The sequence below is a fragment of the Pseudomonas sp. LH21 genome, from assembly GCF_036549575.1.
Taxonomy (GTDB): domain Bacteria; phylum Pseudomonadota; class Gammaproteobacteria; order Pseudomonadales; family Pseudomonadaceae; genus Aquipseudomonas; species Aquipseudomonas peradeniyensis.
This window is the reverse complement of record NZ_CP144367.1, coordinates 4,563,052-4,578,246: the sequence shown is the minus strand read 5'-3', so window position 1 is coordinate 4,578,246 and position 15,195 is coordinate 4,563,052. Positions and strand designations below refer to the sequence as shown.

Below are 15,195 nucleotides of genomic sequence, written 5' to 3'. Positions count from 1 at the left end.
TACGCCATGGCCATCACTTCCCAGGACATCTGCAACGCCGCCGACCAGCTCAAGGGCTTTGTCGGCTTCCACGGCAAGCGCGGCATTCATATCGTGCGGTTTTCCGAAGATTCGTTCGGCATGGACGTCGCCGACGACAGCATCACCCCCTGCAACGAGTTCGTCTGGCGGCCCGAGGCCGACACGCGCATGGCATTGTGCCGGGAGCGCCTGGCCTTGTTGCTGGAGCAGCACGTGGACGACCGGCTGAACATCGGCGAGCCGCTGCGTATCTACCTAAAGCGCACCGACCTGCCGGAGATCGTGGCCGAGCGCAGCCTGCGCTGAAGGCATGCATCACGAGGGGCTCAGGACACATCCTGCTGGCGCACCTCCCGGCCCGCCAGCAGCGCCTCGAACCCCGCCCGGTCCACCGGCTTGCTCAGGTAGTAGCCCTGGACCTCATGGCATTGCTCCCTGTCCAGCGCCTGCAACTGCTGCTCGGTCTCCACCCCCTCGGCGGTGACCGTCAGCCCCATGGCCTTGCCCAGGTTGATGATGGCCTGGACCACCGCCCGGTCGTTGCCGCTCTGGCTGCTGAGCCCGGCAATGAAACGCTTGTCGATCTTGATGCTGTCGAAGGGGTAGGTACGCAGGTAACCCAGCGACGAGTAACCGGTGCCGAAATCGTCCATGTTCAGGCGCACGCCCAGCTCCTTGAGTGCGAGCATGGTGCCCAGGGCGCCTTCGATGTCGTTGAGCATCACGTTCTCGGTGATCTCCAGTTCCAGGCGCTGGGCCGGGAAGCCGGTGTCCAGCAGCACCTGGCGCACATCGGCGACCACATCGCTGCGGGAAAACTGTGCCGGCGACAGGTTGACCGAGACCAGCAGTTCGTCGGGCCAGTCGCGGGCATTGCGGCAGGCTTCGGCCAGCACCCAGCGGCCGAGGGGCACGATCAGGTCGCTCTGTTCGGCCAGGGGAATGAAGGTGTCCGGCCCGAGCAGGCCTTCTTCGGGATGCTGCCAGCGCAACAAGGCCTCCACCGAGACGATGCTCAAGTCGTCCAGGCGGTAGCGCGGCTGGTAGTGCAGCACGAACTCATGCTGCTTGATGGCCCGGCGCAGGTCGTTTTCCAGTTGCCGGCGGTACTGGATCTGCTGGTTCATCTCCGGCGAGAAGTAACGCCAGGTGTTCTTGCCGTCGGCCTTGGCCTGGTACAGGGCAATGTCGGCGCAGCGGATCAGCTCCCCGGCATCGTAGCCTTGGACCCGGGTCTGGGCGATGCCGATGCTGGCGCCGATGTGCAACTGATGTTCCTCGTAGGCGATGGGTTGCTGCAGCAGGTCGAGCAGGCGGGCGCAGAAGCGGTCGATTTCGCTGCGGTTGTCCAGGCCATGCAGCACCAGGACGAACTCGTCGCCGCCCAGGCGGGCCACCAGGTCGTTGTCGCGGGTGGTGTCGCGCAGGCGGCCGGCCACCTCCTGCAGCACCGCGTCGCCGGCCGGGTGACCGAGGGAGTCATTGATCGGCTTGAAGCTGTCCAGATCGAGCAGCAGCAAGGTCAGCGGCGGTGAATCGCTGCCGCGCAACAGCGCCTGCTCGAGATGGCGCGACAGCTTGTTGCGGTTGGCCAGGCCAGTCAGGGCATCGTGCATCGACAGGTGCTGGATGCGGGCGTGGGCGGCGACCTCGTCGGTGATGTCGCTGGCGGTGCCGCGAAAGCCGGCGAGCTTGCCCTCGTAGACGATCGAGCGCGCCGAAACGCGGCAGTAGCGGTTCTGCCCGCTGGCGTCATCGTAGTTGCAGCGCAGGTTGGCCAGTTGCTGCGGGTTTTCGTCGGCCTGGCTGTCGAGCCACGGCAGCAGGGGCGTGGTGTCGCAGGCCAGCAGCTGGTTGAGCGGCTGGCCTATCCAGTCCTCGAGCCGGTAGCCGGTGACGCTGACGAAGCGCTGCGACAGGTAGGTCAGGCGGTGCTGGCGGTCGGTTTCCCAGATCCAGTCCGACGCGGCCTCGGCCACTGCGCGAAAGCGCTGCTCGCTGGCCTCCAGGGCGCGGTTGCTCTGCTGCAGGCGCAGCAGGCTGTCATCGATGGCGCGGGAACTGCGCAGGGCATGGCGGAACAGGTAGAGCAGCACCAGGCCGAGTACCAGCAGCACCGCCAGCAGCGGCGGCAGGAAGGCGTGAAGCAGCTGGCGACCCGGCAATGGCGTGTTCCAGGCCAGGTGATAGCCGGTTTCGCCCAAGGCGATATGCGGTTGTCCGGCCTGGGCGGCGCCGTTCTTCTCCAGGCGCATGCCGGTCAGGCCCGCGCCCTTGCCCAGCACGGCGAGCTTGGCTTCGGTCAGTTGGTCGACGAACACCATCACCGGCGCCTGGCGCACATCCGCCTCGGTCACCTCTTTATCCGGGCGCACCGCCGCCGCGCTGAGCACCGCCGGCCAGCCGTTGAAGCGCACGAAGTGGGTCACCTGCTCGCGGGCCGGGGCCGCCTTGCGCGCCGCGTCGATGATCGGCGCCAGGGGGCTGTCGATATGGGCACTGGCCGGCGAGTCGGTGGGTTTGCCCTTGAACAGGGCGTAGGTAGTGCGGCCATCCTCGACCACGAACACGCCTTCATAGCCGCTGGCGCTGTACAGCGACTCGCCGACGTTCTTCTCTTCGTACGCCCACTGCCAGTCGACCTTGCCGACCAGATGTTCGTAGGCGACGTCCCAGACGGCGTAGCTGGAGAGGAACTGGCGCGAGGCCACCAGCCGCTGCTCCAGCGCCTGGGTAGCCTGGAAGGTACTCTGCTCCTGCGCCTGGCGGTCCAGCGTGGTGGCGATGTTGAACAGCGCCACCAGGGTGAACACGCAGGCGAGCCCGAACAGCGCGCAGAAGCCGCCGACCAGGCGGCGCACCTGCAGGCGCGAGGTGGGGCTGGAGGATGAAAGGTCGACGTTCCTGTCCATGTACGGGCGACTCCTTCAACTGCTGTCTGCGCCCGGGGCCCGGGCGAAGGTTCAGTCAGGATAGGCCAGCTTGAGCAGGGCGGCCTCGCCGCGGGCGAAATTGACCTGATCGCGCCCCTGGTGCTTGGCGGCGTACAGGGCCTTGTCGGCCTGTTCCAGCCAATGCTCGGGCGAGGCGAGGGTGGTGCGAAAGTCCGCCAGGCCGATGCTCAGGCTGATGCGCAGGTCCGGCAGCTGCGGGTTGCGGTAGGCGCCGACGCGTTCGCGCAGGCGCTCCATGGCCTGGCAGGCCTGGGCCTCCTGCGCGCCGGGGAGGATCACGCAGAACTCGTCGCCGCCGTAGCGCCCGGCCAGGTCGTCCTCGCGCAGGCTGCGCCGCAGTTCCTGGCTGAGCTGGCGCAGCACGCAGTCGCCGACCACATGGCCGTAGGTGTCGTTGATGGTCTTGAAGTGGTCGATGTCGATCAGGGCGATGACCGCCGGCAGCTGTTGTTGCTGGCAGATCTGGAACTTGAGCAGCAGCAGGTCCTTCCACGAGCCATGGTTGAGCAGGCCGGTGAGGCTGTCGGTGCGGCTCAGGGCGCTGAGCCGGCGCTTGTGCTCGGCCAGCTTGATCGCCAGTTGGTAGCACACCCAGCCCAGGGCCAAGGGGTAGAGAGTGAGCATCGGCAGGCAGGCGAGCACCTGCAACTGCGTGGCCTGGGGCTGCAGGCCGGTGCCGAGCAGGGCGCTGGCCAGCAGCATGCCGCCCAACTGGGCCAACAGCCCGCGCAGCAGTACCCGTTTGCCACCGGCGGCGACGTTGTTCATGGTCATCATCGACAGGATGGTCACCGTGGGCAGCGGGTTGAAATGCATCGCTGCGGTCCAGAACCCGCCCATCAGCGAATCCAGCAGGATGTTGCGCTGTTCGGCCTGGTAGGGCGTGGCAGAGCGCCGGGCCCATTGATAGGCCACATGGGGCCAGAGCAGGCCATTGAATAGCAACAGGGCCCAGGCCCACTGCGGCGGGTTCAGCGGGGCGATGGCCGCCATCACGCTGAACAGGCCGATCCCCAGGCCGATGATGCGCGGCAGGTAGATGCGCTTGACGAAAGAGAGCCCCTTGCCGCTGCGGTTGTCGATCATGGTTGTCGTTCTTCTGTGGGGCGCCGTTTATCGCATAAGTCGTGTGAATATTGTTGAACAATCGTTCATCGGCGAAAAATGACCTTACAAGCCATTTCACGGTTGATCCGACCCTGTGGAGTAATATGAAGGCCTTCTTCATTTGCGGAGTGCTGTTGCTCATGGTCCCCATGGCTACCCCCGCCGGCGAGCCGGCACCGCACCGGGACGGACGCTTTCACAACCAGGTCGAGCTGCCCCGGGATGGCGTGCTCAAGAAACTGCGCATCGGCGTCAAGTACCTGCTGCTGCGCAAGCCGCCGCAAACCCGGCCAGACGCGGCGCTGAGCCTGCAGCCGATGACCCGCCAGCAGGTGGCCGACGCGCCGGATCACAGCCTGTGGCGCCTCGGCCACTCCACCGTACTGCTCAAGCTGCGCGGGCGCTTCTTTATTACCGACCCGGTGTTCGCCGAACGCGCCTCACCGGTACAGTGGGCCGGGCCGCTGCGCTTCCATGCGCCACCGCTGACGCTCGACGACCTGCCGCCGCTGACCGCGGTGATCCTGTCCCATGACCATTACGACCACCTCGACGAGCAGGCAATTCGCCGGTTGGCGCCGCGCACCGAGCACTTTCTTGCGCCGCTGGGGGTAGGCGACCTGCTCATCGAGTGGGGTGTGCCGCCGGCCAAGGTGCGGCAGCTGGACTGGTGGCAGGAGACCGAGGTCGAAGGCGTGCGCTTCGCCGCCACGCCGGCGCAGCACTTCTCTGGGCGTGGGTTGTTCGACAGCAATCGCAGGCTGTGGGCGTCCTGGGTGATGATCGACGAAGGGCTGCGGCTGTTCTTCAGTGGCGATACCGGTTACTTCGCCGGATTTCGCGAGATCGGCGAGCGCTACGGGCCCTTCGACCTGACCTTGATGGAGACCGGCGCCTACAACGTTGCCTGGCCCAATGTGCACATGCAGCCGGAGCAGACCCTGCAGGCGCACCTGGACCTGAAGGGCCGTTGGCTGCTGCCGATCCACAATGGCACCTTCGACCTGTCGATTCACAGCTGGCAGGAGCCCTTCGAACGTATCCTGGCACTGGCCAGTGCCGCCCAGGTGGAGCTGAGCACGCCGCAGATGGGCGAGCGGGTCAGCCTCGACTCACCGCATCCGGGGCAGAACTGGTGGCGACCGCGGCCATTGCCGCAGCGGGGCAGGGCGTCCGAGCGGGCGGTTGCCGCGCGTTAGTCTTGTTATAAAAGGCGTCTGCGCGACGATCATGCTGCGTTGAGAGCAAGGCCATAAGTCTTCCCGCAGTTTCGACGGTATTTATGAGTGTGGCACAATAAGCTTGAATTCACTCGTGCATGAAGCCTTAGAATCAGTGGCGGTTGCTACCTGATATTCAAGTACCAGCTTCTTGTCTGGATGCTTCTTCAGCCTTGTCCTGTCCAGCCAGAATGAAAAGCCTCCGTTGTCGACGGCATCCTGATCCGCTTGCGTCCCTAGAACGAAATTGTCCATGCGATTTTCACCTAGATAGATGCTTGCAAATAGCAGGCAGTTGTCTTCAAGTGTCATGCCTTTATAGGGGACGTCTACACGTACCCCCCTAATGTCACCCTTGTCGGGATCGAGCGTGCTTCCGGAGGCGTCGGGTACGATAGGGCCGGCAAGGAAGCTGCTAGAGTTATGAGCGAGTATGACCTCGAAGTGTTGCTGTTTAGACTCATAGAGCACTTCATCATTTTTTTCATTCAGGACAAAGAATCGAGTCTTAATAAATTTGTATGACGTGATGTGGCTAGCTGACATCTCTTGGCTAGTCAGGTTTGCAGTGGGGTCGATTGGTTTGACGAATATTTGTTCTCTGTAGTGCGTGTTGGTTAAGTATCCACGCCACTCAAATTTAATCCTCCCCCCGATCCCCGGTTGAGGGAAGACAATTAACCTGCTGGGGCTTAGTGATACTTGATTCTTGCCTATTTTTTTCTGGTGAGAAGGGTATACATGCAGATTTAAAGCTTCTTTTGTTTGCGGAGTCGTAGTCATTTTTCGTGCCTCATGGTCAATGTTAAAAACGATGAGCGAGCGCGAACTGTCCGTTGAGCCTTCCACGCGACTCTTCTGGACGGAACATGTGAAGTGTTTTACACCGGGTACGAGTTTCAAGGAACTAGCAAAAATGATAGGTGATGCTCCCTGGTGTCCTGTCTCGAAAATAAGCTCTTCACTTTTGATGGCGTCTAGGGGGCCCTGACTACGTTGCCAATCCTCGCCATAGCCCTGTTATGACTCGTCGCGGCGCTTGGGACGGACACCCAGTCACTCGCCAAAAAAGAACGTTTTTTCCAGACAGGACACTAGTCCTTGGCCTGTTTATCGTCCTTCAATAGTTTCGAGGGCGACTTGCCGCTGTCGCTGCGTACCTGGGCATGGCTGATCAAGGCGAAGATGAAACTGCCGCCAATGATGTTGCCGGCCAGGGTGGGTAGGGCGAAGTCGAGCCAGAAGGCGCTCCAGCTCTGCTCGCCAGCCCAGACCAGATAAGACACCTCGACCGAGCCCACTACTATATGAGTGAAGTCGCCCAGGGCCATGAGGTAGGTGATCATCAGGATGATCCAGATCTTGGCGTGCTCCATGGACGGGATCATCCAGACCATGGTGGCGATCATCCAGCCCGAGACGATGCCCTTGGCGAACATCTGGCCGATGCCGTTCTCCATCACCTTGCGGCCCACATCCAGGAAGGCGACATCGGTCTTGCTGTCGAAGATCGGCAGCTCGAGCATCACCCAGGCCACCAGCAAGGTGCCGGCCAGGTTGCCGAGCAGGACGATGGTCCACAGGCGCAGCAGGCGGCCCAGGTTGGTGAGGGTGGGGGTGGTCATCAGCGGCAGCACGGCGGTCAGGGTGTTTTCGGTGAACAGTTGCTGGCGGGCGAGGATTACTGCCAGGAAGCCTGCGCTGTAGCCCAGGCTGGCGATCACCTGGGCGCTATCGCCTTCGGGCAGGCGGGCATAGAACAGCCCCATGGCCATCAACGACAGGCCCATGGTCAGGCCCGCCGCCAGCGCCGACCACCACAAGGCGGCAAGGGTGCGCTCCAGTTCCTGGTCACCCTGGGCGCGGATGATCTCGTGCAGCACCGCCGCCCGGGGCGGCTGGTTGTGGCTGACTTCCTGCTCTTCGTCCGGCGACAGCCCCGGGGTCTTCTCGCTCTGTGCATCACTCATGGCCAGCCGCTCCGCTTGCGTGTTTCTCTACAGAGCGGCAATCGCGTCGAATAGTTGCCGAGCGGCCGCCGGATGGCGATCGAAAGTTTTTTCCGATCAAGGTGTTGACTCTGAAATCAAACCGCGTATTATTCGCCTCCTCGCAGCGTTGAACGCCACGAGGCAAGCGGTAAGTTGTTGAGGTTGAAGGTGTTTTGCAAAAAGCAGCTTCGAAAAAAACTTCAAAACAACGCTTGACAGCAAATGAGGAAAGCGTAGAATGCGCGCCTCGGTTGAGGCGAAAAGCTCTTAGCCAAACGCTCTTTAACAAATTGAATCAAGCAATTCGTGTGGGTGCTTGTGAGTACGGGCTGATAGTCGCCAAGATTATCAGCATCACAAGTGGCCATGCGAGAAATCACATAGTCATTTGAGATTGCTGAGCCAAGTTTAGGGTTTCTTAAAAACCCAAGCAGTATTGAACTGAAGAGTTTGATCATGGCTCAGATTGAACGCTGGCGGCAGGCCTAACACATGCAAGTCGAGCGGATGACGGGAGCTTGCTCCTTGATTCAGCGGCGGACGGGTGAGTAATGCCTAGGAATCTGCCTGGTAGTGGGGGACAACGTTTCGAAAGGAACGCTAATACCGCATACGTCCTACGGGAGAAAGCAGGGGACCTTCGGGCCTTGCGCTATCAGATGAGCCTAGGTCGGATTAGCTAGTAGGTGAGGTAATGGCTCACCTAGGCGACGATCCGTAACTGGTCTGAGAGGATGATCAGTCACACTGGAACTGAGACACGGTCCAGACTCCTACGGGAGGCAGCAGTGGGGAATATTGGACAATGGGCGAAAGCCTGATCCAGCCATGCCGCGTGTGTGAAGAAGGTCTTCGGATTGTAAAGCACTTTAAGTTGGGAGGAAGGGCAGTAAGCTAATACCTTGCTGTTTTGACGTTACCGACAGAATAAGCACCGGCTAACTCTGTGCCAGCAGCCGCGGTAATACAGAGGGTGCAAGCGTTAATCGGAATTACTGGGCGTAAAGCGCGCGTAGGTGGTTCGTTAAGTTGGATGTGAAAGCCCCGGGCTCAACCTGGGAACTGCATCCAAAACTGGCGAGCTAGAGTATGGTAGAGGGTGGTGGAATTTCCTGTGTAGCGGTGAAATGCGTAGATATAGGAAGGAACACCAGTGGCGAAGGCGACCACCTGGACTGATACTGACACTGAGGTGCGAAAGCGTGGGGAGCAAACAGGATTAGATACCCTGGTAGTCCACGCCGTAAACGATGTCAACTAGCCGTTGGAATCCTTGAGATTTTAGTGGCGCAGCTAACGCATTAAGTTGACCGCCTGGGGAGTACGGCCGCAAGGTTAAAACTCAAATGAATTGACGGGGGCCCGCACAAGCGGTGGAGCATGTGGTTTAATTCGAAGCAACGCGAAGAACCTTACCAGGCCTTGACATGCAGAGAACTTTCCAGAGATGGATTGGTGCCTTCGGGAACTCTGACACAGGTGCTGCATGGCTGTCGTCAGCTCGTGTCGTGAGATGTTGGGTTAAGTCCCGTAACGAGCGCAACCCTTGTCCTTAGTTACCAGCACGTTATGGTGGGCACTCTAAGGAGACTGCCGGTGACAAACCGGAGGAAGGTGGGGATGACGTCAAGTCATCATGGCCCTTACGGCCTGGGCTACACACGTGCTACAATGGTCGGTACAGAGGGTTGCCAAGCCGCGAGGTGGAGCTAATCTCACAAAACCGATCGTAGTCCGGATCGCAGTCTGCAACTCGACTGCGTGAAGTCGGAATCGCTAGTAATCGCAAATCAGAATGTTGCGGTGAATACGTTCCCGGGCCTTGTACACACCGCCCGTCACACCATGGGAGTGGGTTGCACCAGAAGTAGCTAGTCTAACCTTCGGGAGGACGGTTACCACGGTGTGATTCATGACTGGGGTGAAGTCGTAACAAGGTAGCCGTAGGGGAACCTGCGGCTGGATCACCTCCTTAATCGAAGACATCAGCCTGCTGATGAGCTCCCACACGAATTGCTTGATTCATTGTGTAAAGACGATGCTGTAACGCGACCCTGTTATAGGTCTGTAGCTCAGTTGGTTAGAGCGCACCCCTGATAAGGGTGAGGTCGGCAGTTCAAATCTGCCCAGACCTACCAATTACTTGGTGCGGCCTAGTAAATGGGGCCATAGCTCAGCTGGGAGAGCGCCTGTCTTGCACGCAGGAGGTCAGCGGTTCGATCCCGCTTGGCTCCACCACTCTTTCAGGTTTCGCAGCACTGCTCAGAACTTAGAAATGAACATTCCGGTGTGAATGTTGATTTCTGACTTTTGTCAGATCGTTCTTTAAAAATTCGGATATGTGATAGATAGACTGAATACCAGTTTCACTGCTGGTTATTCAGGCTAAGGTAAAATTTGTGAGTTCTGCTCAGCAATGAGCGAAATGCGAATTTTCGGCGAATGTCGTCTTCACAGTATAACCAGATTGCTTGGGGTTATATGGTCAAGTGAAGAAGCGCATACGGTGGATGCCTTGGCAGTCAGAGGCGATGAAAGACGTGGTAGCCTGCGATAAGCTTTGGGGAGTCGGCAAACAGACTGTGATCCAGAGATCTCTGAATGGGGGAACCCAGCCAGCATAAGCTGGTTATCTTGTACTGAATACATAGGTGCAAGAGGCGAACCAGGGGAACTGAAACATCTAAGTACCCTGAGGAAAAGAAATCAACCGAGATTCCCTTAGTAGTGGCGAGCGAACGGGGACCAGCCCTTAAGCTGGTTTGAGATTAGTGGAACGCTCTGGAAAGTGCGGCCATAGTGGGTGATAGCCCCGTACACGAAAATCTCTTGCCAGTGAAATCGAGTAGGACGGAGCACGAGAAACTTTGTCTGAACATGGGGGGACCATCCTCCAAGGCTAAATACTACTGACTGACCGATAGTGAACCAGTACCGTGAGGGAAAGGCGAAAAGAACCCCGGAGAGGGGAGTGAAATAGAACCTGAAACCGTATGCGTACAAGCAGTGGGAGCCTACTTCGTTAGGTGACTGCGTACCTTTTGTATAATGGGTCAGCGACTTATATTCAGTGGCGAGCTTAACCGAATAGGGGAGGCGTAGCGAAAGCGAGTCTTAATAGGGCGCTTTAGTCGCTGGGTATAGACCCGAAACCGGGCGATCTATCCATGGGCAGGTTGAAGGTTAGGTAACACTGACTGGAGGACCGAACCGACTACCGTTGAAAAGTTAGCGGATGACCTGTGGATCGGAGTGAAAGGCTAATCAAGCTCGGAGATAGCTGGTTCTCCTCGAAAGCTATTTAGGTAGCGCCTCATGTATCACTGTAGGGGGTAGAGCACTGTTTCGGCTAGGGGGTCATCCCGACTTACCAAACCGATGCAAACTCCGAATACCTACAAGTGCCGAGCATGGGAGACACACGGCGGGTGCTAACGTCCGTCGTGAAAAGGGAAACAACCCAGACCGTCAGCTAAGGTCCCAAAGTCATGGTTAAGTGGGAAACGATGTGGGAAGGCTTAGACAGCTAGGAGGTTGGCTTAGAAGCAGCCACCCTTTAAAGAAAGCGTAATAGCTCACTAGTCGAGTCGGCCTGCGCGGAAGATGTAACGGGGCTCAAACCATGCACCGAAGCTACGGGTATCACCTTTGGTGATGCGGTAGAGGAGCGTTCTGTAAGCCTGTGAAGGTGAGTTGAGAAGCTTGCTGGAGGTATCAGAAGTGCGAATGCTGACATGAGTAACGACAATGCGAGTGAAAAACTCGCACGCCGAAAGACCAAGGTTTCCTGCGCAACGTTAATCGACGCAGGGTTAGTCGGTCCCTAAGGCGAGGCTGAAAAGCGTAGTCGATGGAAAACAGGTTAATATTCCTGTACTTCCAGTTATTGCGATGGAGGGACGGAGAAGGCTAGGCCAGCTTGGCGTTGGTTGTCCAAGTTTAAGGTGGTAGGCTGAGATCTTAGGCAAATCCGGGATCTCAAGGCCGAGAGCTGATGACGAGTGCTCATTAGAGCGCGAAGTGGTTGATGCCATGCTTCCAAGAAAAGCTCCTAAGCTTCAGATAACTGGGAACCGTACCCCAAACCGACACAGGTGGTTAGGTAGAGAATACCAAGGCGCTTGAGAGAACTCGGGTGAAGGAACTAGGCAAAATGGCACCGTAACTTCGGGAGAAGGTGCGCCGGTGAGGGTGAAGCACTTGCTGCGTAAGCCCACGCCGGTCGAAGATACCAGGCCGCTGCGACTGTTTATTAAAAACACAGCACTCTGCAAACACGAAAGTGGACGTATAGGGTGTGACGCCTGCCCGGTGCCGGAAGGTTAATTGATGGGGTTAGCGCAAGCGAAGCTCTTGATCGAAGCCCCGGTAAACGGCGGCCGTAACTATAACGGTCCTAAGGTAGCGAAATTCCTTGTCGGGTAAGTTCCGACCTGCACGAATGGCGTAACGATGGCGGCGCTGTCTCCACCCGAGACTCAGTGAAATTGAAATCGCTGTGAAGATGCAGTGTATCCGCGGCTAGACGGAAAGACCCCGTGAACCTTTACTATAGCTTTGCACTGGACTTTGAGCTTGCTTGTGTAGGATAGGTGGGAGGCTTTGAAGTGGGGACGCCAGTTCTCATGGAGCCATCCTTGAAATACCACCCTGGCAACCTTGAGGTTCTAACTCAGGTCCGTTATCCGGATCGAGGACAGTGTATGGTGGGTAGTTTGACTGGGGCGGTCTCCTCCCAAAGAGTAACGGAGGAGTACGAAGGTGCGCTCAGACCGGTCGGAAATCGGTCGTAGAGTATAAAGGCAAAAGCGCGCTTGACTGCGAGACACACACGTCGAGCAGGTACGAAAGTAGGTCTTAGTGATCCGGTGGTTCTGTATGGAAGGGCCATCGCTCAACGGATAAAAGGTACTCCGGGGATAACAGGCTGATACCGCCCAAGAGTTCATATCGACGGCGGTGTTTGGCACCTCGATGTCGGCTCATCACATCCTGGGGCTGAAGCCGGTCCCAAGGGTATGGCTGTTCGCCATTTAAAGTGGTACGCGAGCTGGGTTTAGAACGTCGTGAGACAGTTCGGTCCCTATCTGCCGTGGACGTTTGAGATTTGAGAGGGGCTGCTCCTAGTACGAGAGGACCGGAGTGGACGAACCTCTGGTGTTCCGGTTGTCACGCCAGTGGCATTGCCGGGTAGCTATGTTCGGAAGAGATAACCGCTGAAAGCATCTAAGCGGGAAACTTGCCTCAAGATGAGATCTCACTGGAGCCTTGAGCTCCCTGAAGGGCCGTCGAAGACTACGACGTTGATAGGTTGGGTGTGTAAGCGCTGTGAGGCGTTGAGCTAACCAATACTAATTGCCCGTGAGGCTTGACCATATAACACCCAAGCAATTTGCAAAGCGCAGATTGCGGTGGTGAGGACGAAAGAACCGAAAGTTCGCAGCTTCACAAATTCACATATCCGAATTCGCTGGAGTATCCATCTGGATGTTCTGGCAACAGAATTTCTTGACGACCATAGAGCATTGGAACCACCTGATCCCATCCCGAACTCAGCAGTGAAACGATGCATCGCCGATGGTAGTGTGGGGTTTCCCCATGTGAGAGTAGGTCATCGTCAAGATTCATTTCGCAAAACCCCTATCTGCGCGAGCAGGTAGGGGTTTTGTCTTTTCCGCGTTCCGAAAAGCAACGTCACCTCTGCTGTGGAATACACAACGTGGGAGCGGGCTTGCCCCGCGATTAGGCCAGCCCAGGCAACATCACCGCCTGATCCGGCCTAATCGCGGGGCAAGCCCGCTCCCACGTCGTGTGTTCCTACAGGGGATCCGTTTGCTGACGATCACGCAAATATCCTTTGCTCGTCGGCTACCTCACATCGCCTCGTCACAGGTGCGACAATATTGCCGTCACAATTACGTGACTTCCCCGTACCTACCCTGCGTCAAGGCTTAGGTTCGGGGCAATCCTGGCACCCGGACCGAGCGATGCCAGCGTACCGTGCTGCGCATTTCTGGACTTTCACCGTCCTATTACTTGAGGTTAGAAGCAAGATGGCCAAGGCCGCCGATGTCGTTGTGCAATGCCTGGAAAACGAAGGTGTCGAGTATGTGTTCGGCATTCCCGGTGAGGAAAACCTCGACCTGCTCGAGTCCCTGCGCAAGTCGAAGATCAAGCTGGTACTGACCCGCCACGAGCAATCCGCGGGCTTCATGGCCGCCACCTACGGCCGCCTGACCGGCAAGACCGGCGTCAGCCTGTCGACCCTCGGCCCTGGCGCGACCAACCTGGTGACCGCCAGCGCCTACGCCTACCTGGGCGGCATGCCGATGATGATGATCACCGGCCAGAAGCCGATCAAGAAGTCCAAGCAAGGCCGTTTCCAGATCATCGACGTGTGCGGCATGATGGACCCCATCACCAAGTACACCCACCAGTTCGCCTCGGCCGACAACATCCCTGCGCGCATGCGTGAGGCCTTCCGCCTGGCCGAAGAAGAGAAGCCGGGCGCCGTGCACCTGGAGCTGCCGGAAGACATCGCCGCCGAGCAGACCGACGCCCTGCCGATCCCGCGCAGCCTGCACCGTCGCCCGCTGGCCGAGCACGTGGCCATCGAAGCCGCCGTGCAGAAACTGCAGAACGCCCGCAACCCGATCCTGGTGATCGGCGCCGGCGCCAACCGCAAGATGACCGCCAAGGTCCTCAAGCAGCTGATCGACAAGACCGGTATCCCGTTCATCACCACCCAGATGGGTAAAGGTGTGGTAGACGAGCGCCACCCACGCTTCCTGGGCAACGCCGCGCTGTCCTCCGGTGACTTCGTGCACCGCGCCGTCGAAGCCGCCGACCTGATCGTCAACATCGGCCACGACGTGATCGAGAAGCCACCGTTCTTCATGGTCCGTGGCGGCACCGAAGTCATTCACGTCAGCTTCCGCTCGGCTGAAGTCGATGCCGTGTACTTCCCGCAGGTGGAAGTGATCGGCGACATCGCCAACGCCGTGTGGCAGATCAGCGAAGCGCTGACCGACACCAGCCACTGGGACTTCACCCGCCTGATGGCCATCCGTGAAGCGAACGAAGCACAGATCGCCGAAGGCGCCGACGACGACCGCTTCCCGGTCTACCCGCAGCGCATGGTCGCCGACATCCGTCGCGCCCTGCCGTCCGAAGGCATCGTCGCCCTGGACAACGGCATCTACAAGATCTGGTTCGCCCGCAACTACAAGGCCCATAAGCCCAACACCGTGCTGCTGGACAACGCCCTGGCGACCATGGGCGCCGGCCTGCCATCGGCCATGGCCTCGCACCTGGTGTATCCGGATCGCCCGGTCATCTCGGTATGCGGCGACGGCGGCTTCATGATGAACAGCCAGGAGCTGGAAACCGCAGTACGTCTGGGCATGCACATCACCGTGGTGATCCTGCGTGACGACGGCTACGGCATGATCCGCTGGAAGCAGGCCAACATGGGCTTCACCGATTTCGGTCTGGACTACGGCAACCCGGACTTCGTCAAGTACGCCGAAGCCTACGGTGCCAACGGCCACCGCGTGGAAAGCGCCGAAGGCTTCCTGCCGCTGCTCGAGCACTGCATCAAGACCCCGGGCGTGCACGTGATCGACTGCCCGGTGGACTACAGCGAGAACGACCGCATCCTCAACAGCGAGCTGCGTGAGCGCGCGCTGGCGGTCTAAACGCTGACGACCCATCGCGGGACAAGCCCGCTCCCACGCCATCCGTTCCCATAGCGCTATTACAGGCCTGTGGGAATGGGGGCGTGGGAGCGGGCTTGCCCCGCGATAGCGTCAGTTCAGGCAACGACACACGCAGCACCACCCTACACATCTACCGTTCCCCACCTCCCTGCTCTCGGCATGCTCAGGCTCTTCACCTACCCTG

General features: G+C 59.0%; 7 protein-coding genes, 2 tRNA genes and 3 rRNA genes. 8 read left to right on the top strand and 4 right to left on the bottom strand.

From position 1 onward, the window contains the following. Nucleotides 1-6 precede the first annotated feature (6 nt). On the top strand, nt 7-327 hold the full coding sequence (locus VUG52_RS20910; RefSeq protein ID WP_232855825.1) for a DUF2025 family protein: 321 nt from the start codon (nt 7-9) through the stop codon (nt 325-327). Between the two features lie 20 nt (nt 328-347). Here VUG52_RS20910 and VUG52_RS20905 read toward each other — a convergent pair whose 3' ends face one another. Both VUG52_RS20905 and VUG52_RS20900 read right to left on the bottom strand, forming a co-directional pair. After that, on the bottom strand, nt 348-2,933 hold the full coding sequence (locus VUG52_RS20905; protein ID WP_050704243.1) for a bifunctional diguanylate cyclase/phosphodiesterase: 2,586 nt from the start codon (nt 2,931-2,933) through the stop codon (nt 348-350). A gap of 51 nt (nt 2,934-2,984) precedes the next feature. Then, nucleotides 2,985-4,061: a diguanylate cyclase gene (locus VUG52_RS20900; protein WP_177330825.1), complete on the bottom strand. Its 1,077-nt coding sequence runs from the start codon at nt 4,059-4,061 to the stop codon at nt 2,985-2,987. Between the two features lie 125 nt (nt 4,062-4,186). Here VUG52_RS20900 and VUG52_RS20895 point away from each other — a divergent pair, with 125 nt between their 5' ends. Continuing rightward, nucleotides 4,187-5,281: an MBL fold metallo-hydrolase gene (locus tag VUG52_RS20895; RefSeq protein ID WP_050704244.1), complete on the top strand. Its 1,095-nt coding sequence runs from the start codon at nt 4,187-4,189 to the stop codon at nt 5,279-5,281. Between the two features lie 81 nt (nt 5,282-5,362). On the opposite strand, the gene VUG52_RS20890 is transcribed toward VUG52_RS20895, so the two are convergent. Together VUG52_RS20890 and VUG52_RS20885 are read right to left on the bottom strand one after the other, a co-directional pair. Further along, on the bottom strand, nt 5,363-6,151 hold the full coding sequence (locus tag VUG52_RS20890) for a hypothetical protein (protein WP_156329582.1): 789 nt from the start codon (nt 6,149-6,151) through the stop codon (nt 5,363-5,365). Between the two features lie 245 nt (nt 6,152-6,396). Then, complete coding sequence (locus VUG52_RS20885) at nt 6,397-7,272, bottom strand: formate/nitrite transporter family protein (RefSeq protein WP_050704245.1); 876 nt, start codon at nt 7,270-7,272, stop codon at nt 6,397-6,399. A gap of 459 nt (nt 7,273-7,731) precedes the next feature. Here VUG52_RS20885 and VUG52_RS20880 point away from each other — a divergent pair. From VUG52_RS20880 to VUG52_RS20855, 6 genes are all read left to right on the top strand, one after another. Continuing rightward, a 16S ribosomal RNA gene (locus VUG52_RS20880) occupies nt 7,732-9,268 on the top strand. An 86-nt stretch (nt 9,269-9,354) separates the two neighbouring features. Then, nucleotides 9,355-9,431, top strand: a tRNA-Ile gene (locus tag VUG52_RS20875). 24 nt (nt 9,432-9,455) lie between these two features. Then, nucleotides 9,456-9,531, top strand: a tRNA-Ala gene (locus VUG52_RS20870). Nucleotides 9,532-9,776: 245 nt separating this feature from the next. Then, nucleotides 9,777-12,669: ribosomal RNA gene (locus VUG52_RS20865) — 23S ribosomal RNA — on the top strand. A 131-nt stretch (nt 12,670-12,800) separates the two neighbouring features. Next, nucleotides 12,801-12,916 (top strand): 5S ribosomal RNA (rrf, locus tag VUG52_RS20860). Together the 16S, 23S and 5S rRNA genes with 2 tRNA genes alongside form the textbook arrangement of a ribosomal RNA operon. 430 nt (nt 12,917-13,346) lie before the next feature. After that, the gene (locus VUG52_RS20855) at nt 13,347-14,990 is read left to right on the top strand and encodes an acetolactate synthase large subunit (protein WP_028692242.1); all 1,644 of its coding nucleotides are present in this window, start codon (nt 13,347-13,349) and stop codon (nt 14,988-14,990) included. Nucleotides 14,991-15,195: the final 205 nt, after the last annotated feature.